This is a genomic window from Roseovarius sp. A46, from assembly GCF_004126395.1.
GTDB lineage: Bacteria > Pseudomonadota > Alphaproteobacteria > Rhodobacterales > Rhodobacteraceae > Roseovarius > Roseovarius nitratireducens.
Map to the genome: position 1 here is coordinate 67,725 of NZ_PVWS01000015.1, position 20,211 is coordinate 87,935.

Consider the following 20,211-nt stretch of genomic DNA (forward strand, 5'->3'; position numbering starts at 1 on the left):
TCATTATCAGCATGTTACATAATTGCCCAAAAAGTAGGCATTCCGACGAAGCCAGCCGGATCAAACGGATTTTTTCCTTTGGTCGAAATTTGTCTCCAGCTTTATCCACAGGAATCGTGGACAGCTTGCCTCTTGCCCCGGTCCCGGGGACGTTGCAGGCGACCGCGGGAATCATATCCTGTCCCGAATGACCGACACCGATCCGACACCACCCGCCACCGGCGCCGACGTGATTCGCGGCTACCTGCGCACGCTCGACTCGTCGCCCGGTGTCTACCGGATGCTCGATGCGGAATCGCGCGTGCTCTACGTCGGCAAGGCGCGCAACCTGCGCGCGCGGGTGTCGAACTATGCCCGCGCCACCGGCCACACGCCGCGCATCGCCCGGATGATCCGGGAAACCGCGTCGATGATGTTCCTGACTACGGCGACCGAGACCGAGGCGCTGCTGCTGGAGCAGAACCTGATCAAGCAGTTGAAGCCGCGCTACAACGTGCTGTTGCGCGACGACAAGAGCTTTCCCAACATCCTCGTCACCGCGCATGACTATCCTATGATCCGCAAGCATCGCGGCGCCAAGCGCGACAAGGGCAGCTATTACGGCCCCTTCGCCGGGGCCGGCGCGGTCAACCGCACGCTGGCACAGTTGCAGCGGGTCTTTCAGCTGCGCAACTGTTCTGATGCGATGTTCGAGAGCCGCACCCGCCCCTGTCTGCAATACCAGATCAAGCGCTGCACCGCGCCCTGCGTCGGCAAGATATCCAAGGCCGAGTATGCCGTTCAGGTCCGCGATGCCAAGCGCTACCTGTCGGGGCGGTCCACCGAGATACAGGAGAAGCTGGCCGCCGAGATGGCGCAGGCCGCCGAGGCGATGGAGTACGAGCGTGCCGCCGCGCTGCGCGACCGGATCAAGGCGCTGACGCAGGTGCAGACCGCGCAGGGCATCAACCCGCGCACGGTGACCGAGGCCGACGTGATCGCGCTGCACCTCGAAAACGGGCAGGCCTGCGTGCAGGTGTTCTTCATCCGCGCCGGGCAGAACTGGGGTAACCGCGATTTCTATCCGCGCGTCGGCCCGGATGTGGAGGAGCCCGAGGTGCTGGAGGCCTTCATCGGGCAGTTCTACGATGGCAAGGAGCCGCCCCGCGCGCTGATCCTGTCGCATGACGTCGAGAGCCCTGACCTGATGCAACAGGCGCTGTCGGAAAAGCTGGGCCGCAAGGTCACGCTCAACGTGCCCCTGCGCGGGGAAAAGGCGGAACTGGTGGACGCCGCCCTGCGCAACGCGCGCGAGAGCCTCGCGCGGAAGATGGCCGAGACGGCGACGCAGGGCAAGCTGCTCAGGGGGCTGGCGGAGGCGTTCGACCTGCCCGCCCCGCCCCAGCGGATCGAGGTCTATGACAACAGCCATATCCAGGGCACCAACGCCGTTGGCGCGATGATCGTGGCGGGTCCCGAGGGGTTGATGAAGAACCAATACCGCAAGTTCAACATCAAGGGCGACAACCTGACCCCCGGCGACGATTTCGGGATGATGAAAGAGGTGCTGACCCGCCGCTTCAAGCGCCTGCTGAAGGACGACCCCGAGCGCAGCCACGGCCACTGGCCCGACCTGCTGCTGATCGACGGCGGCGCGGGACAAGTGAGCGCGGTGGCGGGGATCATGCGCGAGATGGGGGTCGAGGACATCCCGATGGTGGGTGTGGCCAAGGGCGTGGACCGCGACCACGGCAAGGAAGAATTCCACCGCACGGGCAAGCGGCCCATGGCGCTGCGCAGGGGTGATCCGGTGCTCTATTTCATCCAGCGCCTGCGCGACGAGGCGCACCGCTTCGCCATCGGCACGCACCGCGCCAAGCGCGCCAAGTCGGTCTCGGTCACGCCGCTCGACGAGGTGCCGGGCGTGGGCGCAGCGCGCAAGCGCGCGCTGCTCGCGCATTTCGGCAGTGCCAAGGCGGTGAGCCGCGCCAACCTCGCCGATCTCAAGGCGGTGGAGGGCGTGTCGGACCGGCTGGCGCAGAAGCTCTATGATTTCTTTCACGAGCGGGGCTAAAGCCCGCGCCTGCGATCAGGTGGGTTGACAGGGTGAAGAAATTTAATGAACATGAATTCAGTTTCATATTGAGTCACCCATGCCCCCTGCCACACGTCCCCACCCCGCACCGCAAGACGCCCACAGCTATTCGCAAGCCCTCGCCGCTGAGGCCGAGGGCCTGCCCAAGGGTCAGCGCACGGCGCAAGCGATTCGCATCGCCGCCTGTCACCTGCTGGAACAGAGCGCGCCGCAGGATCTGACCATCGCCGCCATCTGCGGGCGCGCGGGCGTGGCCAACGGCACTTTCTACCTCTACTTTCCCGATCAGGCACAGCTTCTCGATGACCTGTTGCAGGGCTTCGCCAGCTTCCTGCAGACCCGCATGATCCAGGCGGGCCACAGCCAGCCCGACCACCCGATGCGCGCCGCGACCGAAGCCTATGTGCACCTCTTCGAGGCCAATCGCGGGCTGATGAAATGCCTGGTCCACCATCTTGACGCATTTCCGGCGGCGCGCGCGGCCTTTCACCGGCTCAACCGCGACTGGATCGCCACCGTGGTCGAGGCCACCCGCCGCCGCCACACCCGCAACGGGCGCAACGCGCTGCCCGAGGACGAACTTACCCGCCGCGCCTATGCGCTTGGGGGAATGACCGATCACTACCTCTCAAGCCTCCACCTCTCGCGCGAGCCGGGGCTGGTAGCGGTCTCTTCCGACCGCGCGGCGGTAATCGCAACGCTCACCACCCTCTGGGAACGGGGATTGCAACCATGATCCTGCTCGATAAGGCCGAGTTCGCCAGCCACGACCGCCTGCGTGCCCACCAGGCCGCTGCCTGGGCCAGACAGGGCTATTACGTCGCGCGCCACTCGGCCTTTTACCGCGATCTGTGGCAGGGCGCGGCCCCGCCCGCCGATCTGGCGGACCTGCCCGCCCTGCCCCTCTCGGACAAATCGCAACTGCGCGTGGCGCAGGCCGATCACCCCCCTTTCGGGCATTACATGGCCGCCCCGCGCCGCGACGCGGTTCGGCTGCACCGCACCTCCGGCACCACCGGGCAGGCGATGAACCTCGCGCTTTCCGCGCGTGACTGCGCGGTGACAGAGACGGTGGGCGGGCGCTGCCAGTCCTCCGCAGGACTGACCCCCGATCACACGGTCGTTCACTGCCTGAATTACCAGATGTGGATGGGCGGGCTGACCGATCACATGACGCTTCAGGCCACCGGCGCGCTGGTGGTGCCCTTCGGCGTCGGCTCCACCGAGTTGCTGGTGCGCACCATCCGCGAAGTGGGAATCACCGCGATTTCCTGCACACCGTCCTATCCGGCGGTGCTGGAGCGCGTCATCGCCGAACGTTTCCCCGACCTGACCCCTCGCGACCTTGGCCTGAAACTGGGGCTCTTTGGCGGCGAGGCGGGGCTCGACGATCCGGCCTTCCGCACCCGTCTGCAAGAGGTCTGGGGGATGGAGCCGCGCAACGCCAATTACGGCGTCTCGGACGTGTTCTGCAACTTCGCCGCGCAATGCGAGCATGACACGCGGCTGCATTTCATGGGGGCCGACGTGCTCTGGCCCGAACTGATCGAGCCCGAGACGGGCAGCCCCCTGTCCCTCGCCGCAGGCCAGACCGGCGAGTTGGTGCTGACCCACCTCGTGCGCGACTGCCAGCCGCTGGTGCGCTTTCGCAGTGGCGACATCATCACCGTGGACGAAACCGCGCCTTGCACTTGCGGGCGCACCGGCTTCCGCTTTCGCGTGGTGGGTCGCTCGGATGACATGGTCGTTGTGCGCGGGCTCAACCTGTTTCCCACAATGGTCGCCGCCGTGCTCAACCGGTATCCGACGCTGTCGGGCGATTACCGCATTCCGCTCGACACGCCCCCTCCCTATGACAGCCTGCCGGTCACGGCGGAACTGGCCAAGGGGCGCGACGCCGCCCCGGGGCTGGCCGAGGAGATCGCACAGGCGATCAAGCGGGACCTCGGGGCGACCGCCCGGGTGACACTGGTGCCGCATGGCACCTTCCCGCTGACCGAAGGCAAGACCCGACGTGTGCAAAGGACTTACACATGACCGATTTCACCTACGCTACCGTGCTTAGCGCGTTGCACGAGGGGGCCGTGCGCCGCATCACCCTCAACCGTCCTGACCGGCTCAACGCGATGAACCGGGCGCTGATCGACGATGTGACCCGCGCCTTTGACGACGCCAATACCGACCCGGAGACCCGCGCCATCGTGCTGACCGGCGCGGGCAAGGCATTCTGCGCGGGCGACGATCGGCAGGATCATGTCCACCCCGCCTCCGAAGAAGAGGCGCGCGACCTGGTGCTGGCGATCCAGCGCGCGACGCATGCGATCACATTGGGACCGAAACCGGTGGTCGGCGCGATCAACGGATGGGCCGTGGGCGGCGGCTTCGAATGGGCGATCAACTGCGATTTCCCGATCTGGGCCGAGAGCGCGCGCGGCTTTTTCCCCGAAGTCTCGCTCAACCTGTTCGTGACCGGCGGGGTGACGACGCTGCTGCCCGCGCTTGTCGGGTTGGTCAAGGCACGCGAAATGCTCTTCTTCGGCGACCGCTACGATGCCGCGACGTTGCACGAGATGGGGCTGGCATGGAAAACCGCACCCGACGGGGATCTGCTCAACACCGCCCACGCCACCGCCCGCCGCCTCGCCGACCTGCCGCCGCTCTCTGTGCGGGCGATGAAGCGTGTGCTCAACGCCACCGCCACCCCCGACCTGCGCCGCGCCATGGACCTCGAGACCGAGGCCACGGTCGCGGGTTTCATGGACCCCGAGACCACCCGGCGTCTGCGTGACTTTTAGGCTCCAACTGCGCTTTCCCTTGCCAATCGGTCAGGCTAGAACGGTGACATGTCATGGAACGTGCCCAATATCCTCACCGTGCTCCGGCTGCTAGCGGCGCCGGGCATCGCGGTCATGTTCCTCTACTTCAACCGCCCCTATGCCGACTGGTTCGCACTGCTCCTGTTCATCAGCGCGGCGCTCACCGACTGGATCGACGGCCATCTCGCGCGGAGCTGGAAGCAGGTGACCAAGATCGGCACCATGCTCGATCCCATCGCCGACAAGGCGATGGTGGTAATCGCGCTGATGGTAATCGTGGGCTATTCGTCGATGTCGCCCTGGCTGGTGCTGCCTGCCACGGTGATCCTGTTCCGCGAGGTGTTCGTCTCGGGGCTGCGCGAGTATCTCGGCGACAGGGCGGGCACGCTCAAGGTCACGCAACTGGCCAAGTGGAAGACCACGGCGCAAATGATCGCCATCGCCGTGCTCTTTGCCCAAGGCGTGTTCGAGCATTATTTCGGCATGTCGATCTTTGGCATGGACGACGCGCTGGTGCGCGATATCCTCTCGGGCAAGACCGAGGATCTGCACGGGCTGTGGTGGAAGTATCGCGGGATGGTCTGGTCCGGGCATGCGGGGCTGTGGCTGTTGTGGCTCGCCGCCGGGCTTACCCTCGTCACCGGGGCGGACTACTTTTTCAAGTCGGTACCGCATCTGAAGGATAGTCGCTGATGGATGTGCTCTATTTCGCATGGGTGCGCGAACGCATCGGCCACCCAAAGGACCGCGTGGAGACGCGCGCCGCCACGGTGCGCGACCTCGTCGAGGAACTGCGCGCGCGCGAGGACCGCTATGCCGCGGCATTCGCCGATCTGTCGGCGCTGCGCGTGGCGGTGGATCAGGAGCTGAGCGACTTCGACGCGCCGCTCGGCGATGCACGCGAGGTGGCATTCTTTCCGCCGATGACAGGCGGATAGCGGGGGCTGAGCCATGGACATCCGCGTGCAGCAAGAGCCGTTCGATCTCGGGGCCGAGGCGAATGCGTTTGCCGCGCGGCAGGCGGGCATGGGCGCGGTCGTCACCTTTACCGGGATCGTCCGCGACCTGGAGGGCGATCTCGATACGATGGAGATCGAGCATTACCCCGGCATGACCGAGAAGGCGCTGGCCGGGATTGCCGAGCAGGCCGCGCGCCGCTGGCAGATCGGCGACGCGTTGATCCTGCACCGTTATGGACGACTGAAGGCCGATGACCTCATCATGATGGTCGCCACCGCGTCGCGCCACCGCGCCGACGCCTTTCACGCCGCCGAATTCCTCATGGATTACCTCAAGTCCCGCGCGCCCTTCTGGAAGAAGGAGGTGACGGACGCGGGCGAAGGCTGGGTCGCCGCCCGCGACGAGGACGAGGACGCGCTCAACCGCTGGTGACCCCCTTGCCATTGCCACTGCCCACGGGCAGTGTCGCCCGCGTTCCGGCAGCATAAAGAGGGAGAGCGGCATGACCGACAACAGGCGTACGGGCGGGCAGCTTCTGGTGGAGTGCCTTGTCGCGCTCGGCGCGCGGCACAGTTTCGGCGTGCCGGGCGAGAGCTATCTCGCGGTGCTTGACGCGCTGCACGACACGGTCGGGCGGCTCGATTTCACCCTCTGCCGGCAGGAGGGTGGCGCGTCCTTCATGGCCGCCGCCTATGGCAAGCTCACCGGTCGGCCCGGTATTTGCTGGGTCACCCGCGGGCCGGGGGCCACCAACGCCTCGATCGGCGTGCACACGGCGATGCAGGACAGCGTGCCGATGATCCTGTTCGTCGGGCAGGTCGGCACGCGGATGAAGGGGCGCGAGGCGTTCCAGGAGCTGGATTACCGCGCGGTGTTCGGGACGATGGCAAAATGGGCGGTCGAGATCGACGACGTGGAACGCATCCCCGAGATCGTCGCACGGGCGTGGAAGACCGCCCTCACGGGCCGTCCCGGCCCTGTGGTGGTGGCGCTGCCCGAGGATATGCTCACCTCCCACACCGCCGCCGTGCCGCTGACCGGGCCGGGCCATTTCCCCGAGCCATGCCCACCCTCGCAGGCGGTGGCACAGGCGCGCGAGATGCTGGCCGGGGCCAAGCGCCCGGTGATCCTCTATGGCGGCTGCAACTGGACGGATCAGGGCCGCGCGGCGCTGCAATCCTTCGCCGAGGGCTCGGATATCCCGGTGGTGTCGGTGTTCCGTTACCAGGACCGGTTCGACAACCATTCGCCGGTGTTCTGCGGCGAGGCGGGGGTGGGCATGGTGCCGCATGTGCGCGCGCTCCTGACCGGGGCGGACGTGATCCTCGCGGTGAATGCCCGCTTTGGCGAGAACTCCACCGATGGCTATACCGTGCTTGATGTGCCGCAGCCTGCGCAGCAGCTCATCCATGTGCATGGCTCCGACCTCGAACTGGGCAAGGTCTATCAGCCCACGCTGGGGATACAGGCCGGGCCCAACGCCTTTGCCACCGCGCTGGCCGAGGCCGGACCGGTGAGCGGCGCATGGGGCGAGTGGCGCTCGCAGGCGCGCGCGGCGTGGGAGACGGCGTTCGACCTGCCCGCCCTGCCCTCGCCGGTGGATATGGGCCGCGTCACCGCGCATCTGCGCGAGGTGCTGCCCGAGGACGCGATCATCACCAATGGTGCTGGCAATTTCGCCATATGGTCGGGCCGGTTCCTGAAATACGGCCCCCGCATGCGCCTGCTGGGGCCGCAATCGGGGGCGATGGGATACGGCATCCCCGCCGCCATCGCCGCGCGGGTTGCCCACCCCGACCGCCGCGTGGTCTGTTTCGCCGGTGACGGCGATTTCCAGATGACGTGCCAGGAGCTTGCCACCGCCGCGCAGGCGGGCGCGCAGCCGGTGATCCTGGTGCTTGATAATGGCACCTACGGGACCATCCGCGCCCACCAGGAGCGCAACTACCCGGGCCGCGTATCGGGCACCGACATGGTCAATCCCGATTTCGCGGCGCTCGCCCGTGCCTATGGCTTTCACGGCGAACGGGTCGAGACGACCGAGGATTTCGCCCCTGCCTTTGCCCGCGCCTGCGCTTCGCCCACCGGCGCGGTGCTGTCGCTCGCGATCTCGCCCGAGGCGTTGACGCCGCGCATGACGCTGAGCCAGATGCGTGAGGCGGGGCTCAAGGCGCAGGCGGGCGAATGATGCCCGTGCCGCCGCACAGGGCATGTGCGACCGCGTGACGTTGCCAGGCGGGCAGTTTTGCCCCACGTATCCGGGTAACCGAGACAAACGAAAGGATGCGATATGGCTGATCCGAAACTGTTGACCTTGTCGGGATCGCTGCGCAAAGGATCCTATAACCGGATGCTTCTGGCGCTGGCCGCAGAGGCCTTCGGCCCGGCAACGGTGACCGAGGGCGACCTCGACCTGCCGCTCTATAATGGCGATCTTGAAGAGGCCGAGGGCGTGCCGGAGAAGGTGCAGCACCTCGTGCAGCAGATCAAGGACGCGGATGCGATCGTGGTTGGCGCACCGGAATACAACAAGGGGATCACCGGGGTGTTGAAGAACGCGCTCGACTGGGTCAGCCGGGTGCCTGGATGGCCGCTCAAGGACAGGCCCACGGTGGTCGTTTCGGCCTCTGCGGGGCGCACGGGCGGCGAGACGGCGCAATTCATGACGCTCTCGTGCCTCACCCAGCATCAGGCGCGGCTCATCCCCGGCACCGCCGTGCTCATCGCAGGAGCGATGAACGCCTTTGACGAGGATGGGCGGCTCAAGGACGAAACCTCGCAGAAGCTGCTGACCAAGCGGATGGAAAAGCTGCGCGCCGAGGTGGTGTAACGCGTCGGCGCGACCCGGCACCGCCGCCCACGTCTTCTGACCGGAACGCAAACGGGCCGCCCCACGTTGGGACGGCCCGTCCTTTTGGTCTTAACGCCGATCAGGCGTCGAGCCAGACTTTCTCGTAATGCATCTCGCGGAACTGGTGGGCGTTCACGTTCTTGACGCGGTCGGTGTGGTGCAGCGCCTGGTTGCGCCAGAACGGCTGAATGATGACGCCGTTATCCTGCAGGATGGCCTGAAGCTTGGCGGAATACTCGCGCCGGGCGTCGGCATCGAACACGCCGAGCGCCTCCTCGAGCAGCGCATCGAATTCCGGGTCAGAGTGGCCACTCTCGTTCCACGCCTCGCCGGAGCGATAGGCCAGCGCCAGCACCTGCACACCCAAGGGGCGCGGGCCCCAGTTGGTGGTCGAGAACGGGTATTTCGTCCAGTCGTTCCAGAAGGTGTTACCCGGCATCACCGTGCGCTTGACGTTGAAACCCGCCTGCCGCAGCTGCGCCCCGATGGCGTCGGTCGTGGTGGTCCGCCAATCGCCGTCGATCGAGATGATGTCGATCTCGGTGTCGCCATGCCCGGCTGCCTTGGCCATCTCGATGGCCTTCTCCGGGTTGGGCGCGATCTTGGGCAGCTCGGCATATTCCGGGTGGAAGGGGGCGACGTGGTGGTTTTCCGCCGGGATGCCCTCGTTGTTGATCGAGATGGCCAGCAGCACCTCGTTGTCGCAGGCCAGCTGGATCGCATTGCGCAAGTCCTTGCTGTCATAGGGCGGCGTGTCCATACGCATCCGCGCCACGATGGTGTTGGCTGTGGGCTTGGATTGCTTGACGAGGCCCAGCGCATCGTAGGATTCGATGAAATCGGCGGTGGATTCGTCGTTGATGTCGATCTCGCCGCCGTCGAAGGCCGCCACGATGGAGGCGTTGTCTGTGCCAAAGTCAATGAAGCGGATACCGTCGAGATAGACATCGCCGCCCCACCACTTGCCGTCCTCGCGGCGCTTGACCTCGGCCATGGTACCGATCTCGATGGAGACGAGCTCGAACGGGCCGGTGCCGATGGGGGCCTTGGCAAGGTCGCTGTCGTCGCCATGGCTGCGATGCACGCAGAGCGCAGGGTAGTCAGACATGCCGGCAATCAGCGTGATGTCGGGGCGCGGCAGGTTGAGCTGCACGGTGAAATCGTCCACCTTCACGATCGCGCCGTCGCGGGCCTTGTTGGTGTCGGGGTCGATCAGCGTGGCCATGCGCGCGGCCATCGAATTGCCCTCGACCCCCTTGTCGCACCAGCGGGTCAGGTTGTGGATCACGTCATCGGCGTTGAACTGGTCGCCATTGTTCCACACCGCGTTGCGCCGCACCTTGAGCGTGTAGGTTTGGGCGTCCTCGCTGACCTCCCAGCCTTCGAGCAGCATCGGCTGGAAACTGTAATCGGGGGCCCAGCGCACCATCGGCTCGCAGAACTGGCGGCTGATATTGCCCGGCTCGGTCCAGGCAAACTTGCGCGGATCGGCGATTTCGAGCACGCGGGACGCAACGCGAAGCACACCGCCCTTTTTGCCTTCCTGCGCCTGCGCGGGCGTGGGGGCGGCAAGACCGAGCAGGCCGTAGGCGGCCGCCGAAGAGGCCCCGAATGTCGAGGCCACCGCGATGAATTCGCGGCGGTCCATCCTGCCGGCGCGGGTCTCCTCGGCCAGCTTTCGCACGACGGGGCGCACGTTTTCCTGTGGTTTTGAGTGGGTCATTTCTTTCCTCCGTGTTGGCCTCTGGCCAGATCGACCGGTGTCGTTTTCAGACAGGTCCTGTCATAGTGTTAGCAGGGTTCGGCCCCTGCACCAGTGATTTTCTCGGCGCGGCGCGATGTCGTTTTTTGACCTTTTCGCATCCGTCCCGCCGTGCAGCCTAGCGCGATTCCCCGGCCCGGATCGCCTGTTTGCGACAAATACCCGTCAATTCGGCTTGAGACGGATGCCGCGCGCGGCTAGATCAACGGCAAAGGAGCCCTGCCCATGAGCGTCAACACCTTCGGTCACCTCTTTCGCTTTACCACATGGGGCGAGAGTCACGGCCCCGCGCTCGGGGCCACGGTGGACGGCTGCCCACCGGGCGTGGCGCTCGACGAGAGCAAGTTGCAACACTGGCTCGACAAGCGCCGCCCGGGGCAGAACAAGAATACCACCCAGCGGCAGGAGGCCGACGCGGTGCGTATCCTGTCGGGCGTCTACGAGGGGCAGACCACCGGCACGCCCATTCAGCTCATGATCGAGAACACCGATCAGCGCTCGCGCGATTACGGCGAGATCGCGAAGACATTCCGCCCGGGCCACGCCGATATCACCTATCACCTGAAATACGGGATACGCGATCCGCGCGGCGGCGGGCGGTCCTCGGCGCGCGAGACGGCGGCGCGGGTGGCAGCCGGCGGCGTGGCGCGCGCGGCACTGGCCATGCTGGTACCGGACCTTCAAATCAAGGGCTACATGGTGGCGATGGGCGAGATGGAGCTCGACCGCAGTCGCTTTGACCGCAACGCCATCGACGGCAACGATTTCTGGCTGCCGGATGCCGGGGCCGCGCCCGAATGGGAGGCATACCTGCAAGACCTGCGCAAGCACCACGATTCGGTCGGTGCCGTGATCGAGGTGGCAGCGTCCGGCGTGCCCGCCGGTCTCGGCGCGCCGGTCTATGCCAAGCTCGACACTGACCTCGCCTCCGCGATGATGTCGATCAACGCCGTCAAGGGCGTCGAGATCGGCGAGGGCATGGCGGCAGCAAGGCTGCGCGGTTCGCAGAACGCTGACGAGATTTTCATGGGCGAGACCGGCCCAGAATTCGCCTCGAATCACGCGGGCGGCATCCTCGGCGGCATCTCGACGGGGCAGGACGTGGTGGTGCGCTTCGCGGTGAAACCCACCTCTTCGATCCTCACGCCGCGCCGCTCGATCACCGTGGAGGGAGACCCCATCGAGGTGGTCACCAAGGGGCGGCACGATCCCTGCGTCGGTATCCGCGCGGTACCCGTGGGCGAGGCGATGATGGCCTGCGTGCTGCTCGATCACCTGCTCTTGCATCGCGGACAGGTGGGCGCGGGGCCACGCGGCACCATCGGCTGACGCCGTTTTCTTAAAAAGAAAACGGTCCGGAATTTTTCAAAAATTCCGGACGCTCAAACCCGGCGTTGCCGCGAAAGCTGCACCGCCAGGATGCCTCCCATGATCACCGCCACGCCGATCAGGTCCTGCGCGCTCAGCGTCTCGCTCAAGATCAGCGCGGCGATGGCCACGCCGAGGAACGGATTGAGGAAATGGAAGGTCGCGGCCTTGGTCGCGCCGATGCGGTTCACGAGCCAGAACCACACCAGCGTCGCCGCAAGGCCCGGCACCAGCGTGGTATAGGCAAAGGCCGCAACCAGCGTCCAGGACCAGTCGATCTCGACCGTCTCGACCACCGACGCCACGATACCGAGCGCGGCGCTGCCCACCAGCATCTGAAGGCCCACCACCATCAGGAAATTGCCCCCCGACGTCGCCCCACGCACCGCCAGCGTGGCGAAGGTGAGCGCGATCACCCCCACGACGCACAGGCTCAGCCCGTAGAGATCGACACCGCCCTGAAGCCGGGCCCCCATGATGATCGTCACCCCGATCACGCCCGCGACAAGGCCAAGCTGTCCGATGAGGCCGATCCGCTCGCTAAAGATCAGCCACCCCGCCAGCCCCACAAGAAGCGGCATGGTCGACGCGATGATCGCGGCGAGGCCCGCCTCGATGGTCTGCATCGCCACGAAATTGAGGCCGAGATAGAGCGCGTTCTGGCAAATGCCGAAGACGATCGTCGCCCGCCATTGCCCACGCGTGAGCCGCCAGCTCTGCCCCAGCGCGAGGGCGATGAGCACGCCGAGAAGCCCCGAGATCAGGAACCGCAGGCTAAGCGCGGTGAGCGGCGGCGCCGCGGCCACGATGATTCGCGCCGAGGTAAAGGCCGAAGACCACATCACCGCAAAGGCCAACCCCATGCCGAGCGCACGCAAATCCATCCCGCAGCCCCTCCCTTTCCGGCTCAGTCAGCCCAGGCGTAATTGAAGCTCACGCTGATGCGGTCGTCCTCGGACATGTTCATGGGCACCTCGTGGCGCAGCCAGCATTTCCATATCGAAACAGGAATTACCACCCCCGGCGAAACTTGCCCGCTAGGCGGCATTATGCCTCTATCGGTCGCGCCAATCTTTCTCTGAACCATTCGCAAAGGCCGTCGAAATCCAGCCTTCCGTCGGCAACAGCAACGACAAGATCGTCGATCGGCTCATCGTCGTCGATCGCCAGAACGTACCCGCTTCTTTCGATCAGGAGTTCCACAAGAAGCCAAGCCGTTCTCTTGTTCCCATCTATGAAACCGTGGTTTGCAACCATGCTCTCAAGCAAGGCTGCCGATTTTCTGTGGATCGGCAGATGATAGCCGGAATAGGGCCTGCTCAGGGCGGAGTCGATCAAGGCAACGCTGCTCACACCCGGGCGGCCACCGTAGGTCAACGCCTCGTCATGCGCGGTGATCGCATCGGCAAGTGTCACCCTGTAATGTCGCCTACCTATCGGCCAGCCGCTTCAGCGCGGATCTGCGCTTCTCCGAAGCTTCCTTGATTGTGGCGACAGTTTTTTCGGTTGCTCTCTGCTTGCCGGAGGACGTGCAAACTTCCACGAATTGCCCGGTCTTGGCATTTCGCGCGATGTAGCCGCCTTTCAGCGTGGACCTTGTCACTTTGGAAGCCATGCCTCTCTCCGATCAACTTCTGTGAATATGGAAGCGATCGCTTGAGTTGACAAGTGACATGACGAGGCCGTTCCGACTGACCGGACCATCGTGCATCCATGCACTTACTGCCACGAATAGTTGAAGCTCACGCTGATGCGGTCATCCTCGGACATGTTCATGGGCACCTCGTGGCGCAGCCACGATTCCCACATGAGCACGTCACCCACCTCCGGGCGCAGGTAGACAAAGCCGCGCATATCCTCGCGCGCGTCCTTGAGGCGCGGCGGGGCGGCCATCATCCGGGCCGATCGCGGATCTTCGAGCTTGAGCGCCGAGGCCCCGCCGGGCATGGCGACATAGGTGGTGCCGGAAATCACCGAATGCGGGTGGATATGGCTGGAATGGGTGCCCCCCTCGGGCAGGATGTTGATCCAGATATCCTCGAGCTTCAGGCTGCGCTCCCCAAGGTCGAATTCCAGATCACGGGCGAAGGCCGTCACATGTGCATCCAGCGCCGTCACCAGGTCGGCGAAGATCGGGAACCGCCACGGCAGGTCGGTGAGCGAGGCATAGGAGGTATAGCCGGGATAGCCCTCGCTCTCGCACCACGATTGCCCGGCCTCGTCATCCTCGGCAATGGAATAGCACGACGCCTCCATCTCCGCGGGGGCGATGGCGGGGCCATGCTCGGCGAGGCGCGCATGGTAAAGGCGGGTCACGAAGAGGGAGCGAATATCGGCCATGCTCGCGTCTTACCGTAGTCAGGGCGACGCGCAAGGGTTTCTCAACGGTTTCACGTCAGGCTAGGGCCATGTTCCAGGTAATGCGTCATATCCTGATTCGGCTGGTGGGGCTCGCGTGTCTGGCCCTCGCCCCCGCCGCTTCCCTGGCCGAGCCGAGCCTTGCCGGGCGCTTTGCCGACCGGGGGCCGATGTTCGGGTCCGGAAATGCGCCGCTCGTCGCGCGGCGCGCCGGGCCGGCGGCCCCACGCGGCAGCCTGTTCGCGGGCAGGGGCGCGGGCGCGCTGATTGGCGGACGACCGGGCCATGATCTCCTCGGTCGATCGGCGACAGGCGGGCCGGGCGCGCCAATGCGCGCGCGGCTGCGTGACCTCATCGCACGGGCCGAGGCGGGACCGGCAGGCTATGACGCCTTGCAGGTCGGGGCGCACCGCCCGCCACCCCGCCGACCGACGCGGATGAGCCTGCGCGAAATCTTCGACTGGATCGACGCCACACCGGGGCAGCACCACGCCATCGGGCGCTACCAGATCATCCCCGCCACCCTGCGGCGGATGGTTGCACGTGCCGGGCTCGACCCCGGCACGCGGTTCGACCCCGCCGTTCAGGATCGGCTGGCCGACCTGCTGCTTGCCGATGCCGGGCTCGACGCGGTGCGCCGGGGCGAGATCACACTCGACACATTCCTGCTCAACCTCGCGAAGATCTGGGCCGGGCTGCCCACCCCCTCGGGACGCAGCTACTATCACGGGGTGGCCGGGAACCGGGCCGTGCTCAGCTATGACAGCTACACAAATGCCGTCGACGAGATCCTCGGCGGATAAGCCTGCGTGCGGCGTTTGGCCCATGCGGCGAGCACGTCTGCCTTCTGAAACGAAAAACCCCGCGCGATCACTTGCGCGGGGCCAATCCGTAGGGTGGGTATCAACCCACCGATCTTACCAGTCCTCGCGGACCACGACGCGGGTCTTGATCGGCAGCTTCATGGCGGCGAGACGCAGGGCCTCGACAGCCACGCCTTCGCTGACGCCGTCGATCTCGAACATCACGCGGCCGGGCTTGACCTTGCAGACCCAGCGATCAACCGAGCCCTTGCCTTTGCCCATGCGGACCTCGATCGGCTTGGCGGTCACCGGCACGTCCGGGAAGATCCGGATCCAGACGCGGCCCTGACGTTTCATGTGGCGCGTCATGGCACGGCGCGCGGCCTCGATCTGGCGCGCGGTGACGCGCTCGGGTTCGGTGGCCTTGAGCCCGTAGGAGCCGAAGTTGAGATCCGAACCGCCCTTGGCATCGCCCTTGATGCGACCCTTGAACTGCTTGCGGAATTTCGTGCGCTTAGGTTGAAGCATCTGTCATTCCTCCTCAGCGACGGCCGCCGGCGCCACGTGGGGCGGGGCCATCCTGCAGTTCCTGGGCCTTGCGATCGCGGGCACTCGGGTCGTGCTCCATGATCTCACCCTTGAATATCCAAACCTTGATACCGATGATTCCGTACGGCGTCGTGGCCTCGACATTGGCGTAGTCGATATCGGCGCGCAGCGTGTGCAGCGGCACCCGCCCCTCGCGATACCATTCGGTCCGCGCGATCTCGGCACCGCCGAGACGGCCAGCGACGTTCACCCGGATGCCGAGCGCGCCCATGCGCATCGCGTTCTGCACCGCGCGCTTCATCGCACGGCGGAACGATACCCGGCGCTCGAGCTGCTGGGCAATGCTGTCACCGACGAGCGCGGCGTCAAGCTCGGGCTTGCGCACCTCGACGATGTTGAGGTGCAGCTCGCTCGCGGTCATCTTCGCCAGCTTGCGGCGCAGCGTCTCGATATCCGCGCCCTTCTTGCCGATGATGACGCCGGGACGCGCGGTGTGGATCGTCACGCGGCACTTCTTGTGCGGGCGCTCGATGATGACGCGGCTGACGCCCGCCTGCTTGCATTCCTGCTTGATGAACTCGCGGATTTTCAGATCCTCGAGCAGCAGATCACCATAGTCCTTGGTGTCGGCATACCAGCGGCTGTCCCAGGTGCGATTGACCTGCAGGCGCATACCGATCGGATTGACTTTGTTACCCATCAGGCTTGCTCCTCGATTTCACGCACCTTGATCGTCAGTTCCGAGAACGGCTTGCGCAGCGCGCCAAACCGGCCGCGCGCCCGCGGACGCCCGCGCTTGAGCACGAGGTTCTTGCCGACCCAGGCTTCGGCGACGATCAGCTCGTCCACGTCCAGCCCGTGATTGTTCTCGGCATTGGCGATCGCCGATTGCAGGCATTTGCGCACGTCCTGCGCAATCCGCTTGTTGGAAAAGGTGAGGTCGGTCAGCGCCTTCTCGACCTTCTTGCCGCGGATCATCGCCGCGACGAGGTTGAGCTTCTGCGGGCTGGTGCGCAGCATCCGCAGCTTGGCCATTGCCTCGTTATCCGCCACGCGGCGGGGATTTTTATCCTTGCCCATGGCTTATTTCCTCTTCGCTTTCTTGTCCGCCGCGTGCCCGTAATAGGTGCGGGTCGGCGAGTATTCACCGAATTTCTGACCGATCATGTCCTCGCTGACGTTCACCGGCACGTGCTTGTGCCCGTTGTAGACGCCAAAGGTGAGGCCCACGAATTGCGGCAGGATGGTCGAGCGGCGCGACCAGATCTTGATGACTTCGTTGCGCCCCGATTCGCGTGCTGCCTCGGCCTTTTTCAGGACGTAGGCATCGACGAAGGGGCCTTTCCATACAGAGCGGCTCATGTGTTAACGGCCCTTCTTCTTGGCATGACGCGAGCGCAGGATGAGCTTTTGCGACGCCTTGTTCTTGTTGCGGGTGCGCATCCCCTTGGTGGGCTTGCCCCAGGGCGTGACCGGGTGGCGGCCGCCCGAGGTGCGGCCTTCGCCGCCGCCGTGGGGGTGGTCGATCGGGTTCATGACGACGCCACGCACCGAGGGACGCTTGCCATAGTGGCGCATCCGGCCCGCCTTGCCGTAGTTCTGGTTGCTGTTGTCGGGGTTGCTGACGGCACCGACGGTCGCCATGCACTCCTGACGCACGAGACGCAGCTCGCCCGAGCTGAGCCGGATCTGCGCATAGCCGCCATCGCGGCCCACGAATTGCGCATATGTGCCCGCGGCACGCGCGATCTGACCGCCCTTGCCGGGCTTGAGCTCGATGTTGTGGACGATCGTGCCGATCGGCATGCCCGAGAACGGCATCGCGTTGCCGGGCTTGATGTCGGCCTTGGCCGAGGCCACGACGCTATCGCCAACGGCGAGGCGCTGCGGTGCGAGGATATAGGCCTGCTCGCCATCTTCATACTTGATCAGCGCGATGAAGGCGGTCCGGTTCGGATCGTATTCGATCCGCTCGACGGTCGCCGCCACATCGAACTTGGTGCGCTTGAAATCGACGATCCGGTAGAGGCGTTTCGCCCCGCCCCCGCGACGACGCGAGGTAATCCGCCCGGTGTTGTTGCGGCCACCCGACTTCGTCAGACCCTCGGTGAGGGATTTGACGGGACGGCCCTTGAACAGCTCCGAACGGTCGATCAGCACCAGCCCGCGCTGGCCCGGCGTCGTCGGCTTGTACGACTTGAGTGCCATGCTTTCTGTCTTCCGTTTGCAAACGCGCGCCCGAAGGCCCGCTATGTAGGGTGGGGGTTTAACCCACCATGGTTGTAGGCCCCCGAAGGTGCCCGGCTTGCGGGATGACGGGAGCGTGCCCCTTCATCTCCTGAAAAACACGCAGCCCCGGACAAAGCCGGGGCGGCGCGGATGAGGCCTCTTATTAGAGACCCGTTGTCACGTCAATGGTGCTGCCCTCTTCGAGCGTCACATAGGCTTTCTTGACGTCCTTGCGGGTGCCCTTGACCCCGCGGAAACGCTTTTCCTTGCCCTTGGTGATGGTGGTGTTCACCGCCTTCACCTTGACGCCAAAGAGCGCCTCGACGGCCTCCTTGATCTGGGGCTTGTTGGCATCGACGGCCACCTCGAAGACGACCGCGCCGCTCTCGGACGCCATCGTCGCCTTCTCGGTGATGACCGGCTTGCGGATCACGTCGTAATGTTCTGCCTTGGCACTCATTTCAGTCGAGCCTCCAGTGCTTCGACACCCGCCTTGGTGATCACCAGGGTGTCACGCTTGAGGATGTCATAGACATTCGCACCCATGCTGGGCAGCACATCGAGACCCTCGATATTGGCCGCCGCGCGGGCGAATTCGGCGTTGACCTGCGCGCCGTCGATGACCAGCGCACGCTTCCAGCCCAGATCCTTGACCTGCTTTGCAAGCGTCTTGGTCTTGCCGTCGCTGGCCGCATCCTCGATCACCACGAGCTCGCCGGCCTGCGCCTTGGCGCTGAGGGCGTGCTTGAGGCCAAGCTGGCGCACCTTCTTGGGCAGATCATGCGCGTGGCTGCGCGGGGTCGGACCCTTGTAGATACCACCCTTGCGGAAGATCGGTGCGTTGCGATCACCGTGGCGCGCACCGCCGGTGCCCTTCTGGCGATAGATCTTCTTGGTGGAATAGCTGGTTTCCGACCGGGTCTTGACCTTGTGGGTCCCGGCCTGCGCCTTGTTACGCTGCCAGCGGACAACACGGTGCAGGATATCGGCGCGGGGGTCCAGGCCGAAGACGTCTTCGCCCAGATCGACCGACCCGGCCTTGCCGCCGTCCAGTTTGATCACGTCGAGTTTCATTCCTCGCTGTCCTTCTTCTCGGCCTCGATTTCGGCCTCGGCTTCCTTGAGCGCGGCCTCCTCGGCGGCGGCCTGCTCCTCGGCGAGACGCTTGGCTTCGGCTTCTTCCTCGGCCGCGGCAGCGGCGGCGGCTTCTTCCGCGGCGCGTGCCGCCTCTTCCGCCGCCGATCTCAGCGCGGCGGGGAGGATGGCATTCTCGGGAAACGGCTTCTTCACCGCGTCCTTGATCGTCACCCAGCCACCTTTCGATCCCGGGACGGCGCCCTTGATCATGATGAGGCCGCGATCCGCATCGGTACGCACCACCTGCAGGTTCTGCGTGGTGACGCGGACGGCACCCATGTGGCCGGCCATCTTCTTGCCCTTGAACACCTTGCCGGGGTCCTGGCACTGGCCGGTAGAGCCGTGCGAGCGGTGACTGATCGAGACACCGTGGCTGGCGCGCAGGCCGCCGAAATTGTGCCGCTTCATCGCCCCGGCAAAGCCCTTGCCGATGGAGGTGCCAGACACGTCGACGAACTGCCCCTCGAAGTAATGGTCGGCGGTGATTTCCTCACCGACGGCGATCAGGTTCTCGGGCGCCACGCGGAATTCCGCGACGCGCCGCTTGGGCTCGACCTTGGCGGCGGCGAAATGGCCGCGCATGGCCTGGCTCGTGCGCTTGGCCTTCGCCGTGCCGGCGCCGAGCTGCACGGCCGAATAGCCGTGTTGCTCAGGGGTGCGCTGTGCCACCACCTGAAGCTTGTCGAGTTGAAGAACGGTCACAGGAACCTGCTTGCCGTCTTCCATGAACAGCCGGGTCATCCCGACCTTCTTCGCGATCACACCAGAGCGCAACATCACCTTGCCCTCCTCAAACCGAAATCTGCACGTCCACGCCCGCGGCGAGGTCGAGCTTCATCAGCGCGTCCACGGTCTGCGGGGTGGGATCGACGATGTCGAGAAGCCGCTTGTGGGTGCGGATCTCGAACTGGTCGCGGGATTTCTTGTTCACGTGGGGGCCACGAAGAACGGTGTATTTCTCGATCTTGTTCGGCAAGGGGATCGGCCCGCGCACCTGCGCGCCGGTCCGCTTGGCGGTGTTGACGATTTCCTGCGTGCTGGCATCCAGAACGCGGTAATCGAACGCCTTGAGCCGAATGCGAATGTTTTGGCCTTGCATTGGTCTAGCCTTTCGCGGCTTTGGAGTTGATAGGAGGAAGGCCGGACCACCCGGCCTCCCTCGTCGAACCCTGGGGTAGATTACTCGATGATCTTGCTGACGACGCCGGCGCCGACGGTGCGGCCGCCTTCGCGGATGGCGAAGCGCAGGCCGTCTTCCATGGCGATGGGGGCGATCAGCTCGACAGCGAATTTCAGGTTGTCACC

Annotated in this window: 25 protein-coding genes and 2 pseudogenes; 11 read left to right on the forward strand and 16 right to left on the reverse strand. The window is 65.4% G+C overall.

The genetic code is table 11. The annotated features are described in order from the left end of the window. The first annotated feature begins 187 nt into the window (after nucleotides 1-187). The 9 genes from uvrC (at nucleotide 188) to C6W92_RS09830 (ending at nucleotide 8,680) form a co-directional block, all read left to right on the forward strand. Nucleotides 188-2,053 (forward strand): excinuclease ABC subunit UvrC, encoded by a 1,866-nt coding sequence (gene uvrC, locus C6W92_RS09790; RefSeq protein WP_129432795.1) that lies wholly within the window; start codon nucleotides 188-190, stop codon nucleotides 2,051-2,053. 79 nt (nucleotides 2,054-2,132) lie between these two features. Continuing rightward, on the forward strand, nucleotides 2,133-2,810 hold the full coding sequence (locus C6W92_RS09795; protein WP_129432796.1) for a TetR/AcrR family transcriptional regulator: 678 nt from the start codon (nucleotides 2,133-2,135) through the stop codon (nucleotides 2,808-2,810). Continuing rightward, nucleotides 2,807-4,111: an AMP-binding protein gene (locus C6W92_RS09800; protein ID WP_129432797.1), complete on the forward strand. Its 1,305-nt coding sequence runs from the start codon at nucleotides 2,807-2,809 to the stop codon at nucleotides 4,109-4,111. The genes C6W92_RS09795 and C6W92_RS09800 overlap by 4 nt, the downstream gene beginning before the upstream one ends. Further along, nucleotides 4,108-4,869 (forward strand): enoyl-CoA hydratase/isomerase family protein, encoded by a 762-nt coding sequence (locus C6W92_RS09805; protein WP_129432798.1) that lies wholly within the window; start codon nucleotides 4,108-4,110, stop codon nucleotides 4,867-4,869. The genes C6W92_RS09800 and C6W92_RS09805 overlap by 4 nt, the downstream gene beginning before the upstream one ends. A gap of 48 nt (nucleotides 4,870-4,917) precedes the next feature. Then, the gene (gene pgsA, locus C6W92_RS09810) at nucleotides 4,918-5,583 is read left to right on the forward strand and encodes a CDP-diacylglycerol--glycerol-3-phosphate 3-phosphatidyltransferase (RefSeq protein ID WP_129432799.1); all 666 of its coding nucleotides are present in this window, start codon (nucleotides 4,918-4,920) and stop codon (nucleotides 5,581-5,583) included. Continuing rightward, entirely contained in the window at nucleotides 5,583-5,828 is a 246-nt protein-coding gene (gene moaD / locus C6W92_RS09815; protein ID WP_129432800.1) for a molybdopterin converting factor subunit 1, read from the forward strand. The genes pgsA and moaD overlap by 1 nt, the downstream gene beginning before the upstream one ends. Nucleotides 5,829-5,841: 13 nt before the next feature. Beyond that, a complete protein-coding gene (locus C6W92_RS09820; protein WP_129432801.1) occupies nucleotides 5,842-6,282 on the forward strand; it encodes a molybdenum cofactor biosynthesis protein MoaE in 441 nt (146 codons plus the stop codon). A 70-nt stretch (nucleotides 6,283-6,352) separates the two neighbouring features. Next, a complete protein-coding gene (locus C6W92_RS09825; protein WP_129432802.1) occupies nucleotides 6,353-8,038 on the forward strand; it encodes a thiamine pyrophosphate-binding protein in 1,686 nt (561 codons plus the stop codon). 102 nt (nucleotides 8,039-8,140) lie between these two features. Continuing rightward, nucleotides 8,141-8,680, forward strand: coding sequence for an NAD(P)H-dependent oxidoreductase (locus C6W92_RS09830; RefSeq protein ID WP_129432803.1), 540 nt, complete (start codon nucleotides 8,141-8,143; stop codon nucleotides 8,678-8,680). A gap of 100 nt (nucleotides 8,681-8,780) precedes the next feature. Here the strand turns inward: C6W92_RS09830 and C6W92_RS09835 are convergent, their stop codons facing one another. Continuing rightward, nucleotides 8,781-10,424 carry an ABC transporter substrate-binding protein gene (locus tag C6W92_RS09835; protein ID WP_129432804.1) on the reverse strand — a complete coding sequence of 548 codons (1,644 nt, stop codon included), beginning with the start codon at nucleotides 10,422-10,424 and terminating at the stop codon, nucleotides 8,781-8,783. A 264-nt stretch (nucleotides 10,425-10,688) separates the two neighbouring features. On the opposite strand from C6W92_RS09835, the gene aroC reads away from it, so the two are divergent. After that, entirely contained in the window at nucleotides 10,689-11,792 is a 1,104-nt protein-coding gene (gene aroC, locus C6W92_RS09840; protein ID WP_129432805.1) for a chorismate synthase, read from the forward strand. 53 nt (nucleotides 11,793-11,845) lie between these two features. Here aroC and C6W92_RS09845 read toward each other — a convergent pair whose 3' ends face one another. From C6W92_RS09845 to C6W92_RS09860, 5 genes and pseudogenes are all read right to left on the reverse strand, one after another. Then, nucleotides 11,846-12,715, reverse strand: coding sequence for a DMT family transporter (locus C6W92_RS09845; RefSeq protein WP_129432806.1), 870 nt, complete (start codon nucleotides 12,713-12,715; stop codon nucleotides 11,846-11,848). A 23-nt stretch (nucleotides 12,716-12,738) separates the two neighbouring features. Beyond that, a pseudogene (locus C6W92_RS17970) lies at nucleotides 12,739-12,849 on the reverse strand (putative 2OG-Fe(II) oxygenase); the annotation flags it as partial. 29 nt (nucleotides 12,850-12,878) lie between these two features. After that, nucleotides 12,879-13,247, reverse strand: a complete 369-nt coding sequence (locus C6W92_RS09850) for a type II toxin-antitoxin system death-on-curing family toxin (RefSeq protein ID WP_164989212.1) — start codon at nucleotides 13,245-13,247, stop codon at nucleotides 12,879-12,881. A gap of 13 nt (nucleotides 13,248-13,260) precedes the next feature. Beyond that, entirely contained in the window at nucleotides 13,261-13,446 is a 186-nt protein-coding gene (locus C6W92_RS09855) for a hypothetical protein (RefSeq protein WP_129432808.1), read from the reverse strand. Between the two features lie 104 nt (nucleotides 13,447-13,550). Beyond that, nucleotides 13,551-14,171: a 2OG-Fe(II) oxygenase family protein gene (locus tag C6W92_RS09860; RefSeq protein WP_129432809.1), complete on the reverse strand. Its 621-nt coding sequence runs from the start codon at nucleotides 14,169-14,171 to the stop codon at nucleotides 13,551-13,553. Nucleotides 14,172-14,239: 68 nt separating this feature from the next. Here C6W92_RS09860 and C6W92_RS09865 point away from each other — a divergent pair, with 68 nt between their 5' ends. After that, nucleotides 14,240-14,992 carry a hypothetical protein gene (locus tag C6W92_RS09865; protein ID WP_241691122.1) on the forward strand — a complete coding sequence of 251 codons (753 nt, stop codon included), beginning with the start codon at nucleotides 14,240-14,242 and terminating at the stop codon, nucleotides 14,990-14,992. Nucleotides 14,993-15,106: 114 nt separating this feature from the next. On the opposite strand, the gene rplP is transcribed toward C6W92_RS09865, so the two are convergent. From rplP to tuf, 10 genes and pseudogenes are all read right to left on the reverse strand, one after another. Further along, nucleotides 15,107-15,520, reverse strand: a complete 414-nt coding sequence (gene rplP, locus C6W92_RS09870) for a 50S ribosomal protein L16 (RefSeq protein ID WP_129432810.1) — start codon at nucleotides 15,518-15,520, stop codon at nucleotides 15,107-15,109. Between the two features lie 13 nt (nucleotides 15,521-15,533). Further along, the gene (rpsC, locus tag C6W92_RS09875; protein ID WP_104018661.1) at nucleotides 15,534-16,241 is read right to left on the reverse strand and encodes a 30S ribosomal protein S3; all 708 of its coding nucleotides are present in this window, start codon (nucleotides 16,239-16,241) and stop codon (nucleotides 15,534-15,536) included. After that, entirely contained in the window at nucleotides 16,241-16,621 is a 381-nt protein-coding gene (gene rplV / locus C6W92_RS09880; protein WP_104018660.1) for a 50S ribosomal protein L22, read from the reverse strand. Before rplV ends, rpsC begins: the two co-directional genes overlap by 1 nt. A 3-nt stretch (nucleotides 16,622-16,624) precedes the next feature. Then, nucleotides 16,625-16,903, reverse strand: a complete 279-nt coding sequence (rpsS, locus tag C6W92_RS09885; protein WP_104018659.1) for a 30S ribosomal protein S19 — start codon at nucleotides 16,901-16,903, stop codon at nucleotides 16,625-16,627. A gap of 3 nt (nucleotides 16,904-16,906) precedes the next feature. Beyond that, nucleotides 16,907-17,749 (reverse strand): 50S ribosomal protein L2, encoded by an 843-nt coding sequence (gene rplB / locus C6W92_RS09890; RefSeq protein ID WP_104018658.1) that lies wholly within the window; start codon nucleotides 17,747-17,749, stop codon nucleotides 16,907-16,909. A gap of 184 nt (nucleotides 17,750-17,933) precedes the next feature. Beyond that, nucleotides 17,934-18,230 (reverse strand): 50S ribosomal protein L23, encoded by a 297-nt coding sequence (locus C6W92_RS09895; protein WP_104018657.1) that lies wholly within the window; start codon nucleotides 18,228-18,230, stop codon nucleotides 17,934-17,936. Next, nucleotides 18,227-18,844 (reverse strand): 50S ribosomal protein L4, encoded by a 618-nt coding sequence (rplD, locus tag C6W92_RS09900; protein ID WP_104018656.1) that lies wholly within the window; start codon nucleotides 18,842-18,844, stop codon nucleotides 18,227-18,229. Before rplD ends, C6W92_RS09895 begins: the two co-directional genes overlap by 4 nt. After that, entirely contained in the window at nucleotides 18,841-19,683 is an 843-nt protein-coding gene (gene rplC, locus C6W92_RS09905; protein WP_129432811.1) for a 50S ribosomal protein L3, read from the reverse strand. Before rplC ends, rplD begins: the two co-directional genes overlap by 4 nt. A 13-nt stretch (nucleotides 19,684-19,696) precedes the next feature. Then, on the reverse strand, nucleotides 19,697-20,005 hold the full coding sequence (gene rpsJ / locus C6W92_RS09910; RefSeq protein ID WP_104018654.1) for a 30S ribosomal protein S10: 309 nt from the start codon (nucleotides 20,003-20,005) through the stop codon (nucleotides 19,697-19,699). An 80-nt stretch (nucleotides 20,006-20,085) separates the two neighbouring features. Then, nucleotides 20,086-20,211, reverse strand: a pseudogene (gene tuf / locus C6W92_RS09915) (elongation factor Tu); the annotation flags it as partial.

What these genes read in the sequence shown, in the direction of transcription:
- C6W92_RS09795 (WP_129432796.1), top strand. Translation starts at nt 2,133, where the DNA reads ATGCCCCCTGCCACACGTCCCCACCCCGCACCGCAAGACGCCCACAGC.
- C6W92_RS09895 (WP_104018657.1), bottom strand. Translation starts at nt 18,230, where the DNA reads ATGAGTGCCAAGGCAGAACATTACGACGTGATCCGCAAGCCGGTCATC.
- rplV (WP_104018660.1), bottom strand. Translation starts at nt 16,621, where the DNA reads ATGGGCAAGGATAAAAATCCCCGCCGCGTGGCGGATAACGAGGCAATG.
- C6W92_RS09830 (WP_129432803.1), top strand. Translation starts at nt 8,141, where the DNA reads ATGGCTGATCCGAAACTGTTGACCTTGTCGGGATCGCTGCGCAAAGGA.
- C6W92_RS09865 (WP_241691122.1), top strand. Translation starts at nt 14,240, where the DNA reads ATGTTCCAGGTAATGCGTCATATCCTGATTCGGCTGGTGGGGCTCGCG.
- rplD (WP_104018656.1), bottom strand. Translation starts at nt 18,844, where the DNA reads ATGAAACTCGACGTGATCAAACTGGACGGCGGCAAGGCCGGGTCGGTC.
- uvrC (WP_129432795.1), top strand. Translation starts at nt 188, where the DNA reads ATGACCGACACCGATCCGACACCACCCGCCACCGGCGCCGACGTGATT.
- C6W92_RS09835 (WP_129432804.1), bottom strand. Translation starts at nt 10,424, where the DNA reads ATGACCCACTCAAAACCACAGGAAAACGTGCGCCCCGTCGTGCGAAAG.
- rpsC (WP_104018661.1), bottom strand. Translation starts at nt 16,241, where the DNA reads ATGGGTAACAAAGTCAATCCGATCGGTATGCGCCTGCAGGTCAATCGC.
- C6W92_RS09825 (WP_129432802.1), top strand. Translation starts at nt 6,353, where the DNA reads ATGACCGACAACAGGCGTACGGGCGGGCAGCTTCTGGTGGAGTGCCTT.
- C6W92_RS09805 (WP_129432798.1), top strand. Translation starts at nt 4,108, where the DNA reads ATGACCGATTTCACCTACGCTACCGTGCTTAGCGCGTTGCACGAGGGG.
- rplP (WP_129432810.1), bottom strand. Translation starts at nt 15,520, where the DNA reads ATGCTTCAACCTAAGCGCACGAAATTCCGCAAGCAGTTCAAGGGTCGC.
- C6W92_RS09855 (WP_129432808.1), bottom strand. Translation starts at nt 13,446, where the DNA reads ATGGCTTCCAAAGTGACAAGGTCCACGCTGAAAGGCGGCTACATCGCG.
- rplB (WP_104018658.1), bottom strand. Translation starts at nt 17,749, where the DNA reads ATGGCACTCAAGTCGTACAAGCCGACGACGCCGGGCCAGCGCGGGCTG.
- rpsJ (WP_104018654.1), bottom strand. Translation starts at nt 20,005, where the DNA reads ATGCAAGGCCAAAACATTCGCATTCGGCTCAAGGCGTTCGATTACCGC.
- C6W92_RS09860 (WP_129432809.1), bottom strand. Translation starts at nt 14,171, where the DNA reads ATGGCCGATATTCGCTCCCTCTTCGTGACCCGCCTTTACCATGCGCGC.
- C6W92_RS09820 (WP_129432801.1), top strand. Translation starts at nt 5,842, where the DNA reads ATGGACATCCGCGTGCAGCAAGAGCCGTTCGATCTCGGGGCCGAGGCG.
- C6W92_RS09800 (WP_129432797.1), top strand. Translation starts at nt 2,807, where the DNA reads ATGATCCTGCTCGATAAGGCCGAGTTCGCCAGCCACGACCGCCTGCGT.
- rplC (WP_129432811.1), bottom strand. Translation starts at nt 19,683, where the DNA reads ATGTTGCGCTCTGGTGTGATCGCGAAGAAGGTCGGGATGACCCGGCTG.
- aroC (WP_129432805.1), top strand. Translation starts at nt 10,689, where the DNA reads ATGAGCGTCAACACCTTCGGTCACCTCTTTCGCTTTACCACATGGGGC.
- C6W92_RS09845 (WP_129432806.1), bottom strand. Translation starts at nt 12,715, where the DNA reads ATGGATTTGCGTGCGCTCGGCATGGGGTTGGCCTTTGCGGTGATGTGG.
- rpsS (WP_104018659.1), bottom strand. Translation starts at nt 16,903, where the DNA reads ATGAGCCGCTCTGTATGGAAAGGCCCCTTCGTCGATGCCTACGTCCTG.
- pgsA (WP_129432799.1), top strand. Translation starts at nt 4,918, where the DNA reads ATGTCATGGAACGTGCCCAATATCCTCACCGTGCTCCGGCTGCTAGCG.
- moaD (WP_129432800.1), top strand. Translation starts at nt 5,583, where the DNA reads ATGGATGTGCTCTATTTCGCATGGGTGCGCGAACGCATCGGCCACCCA.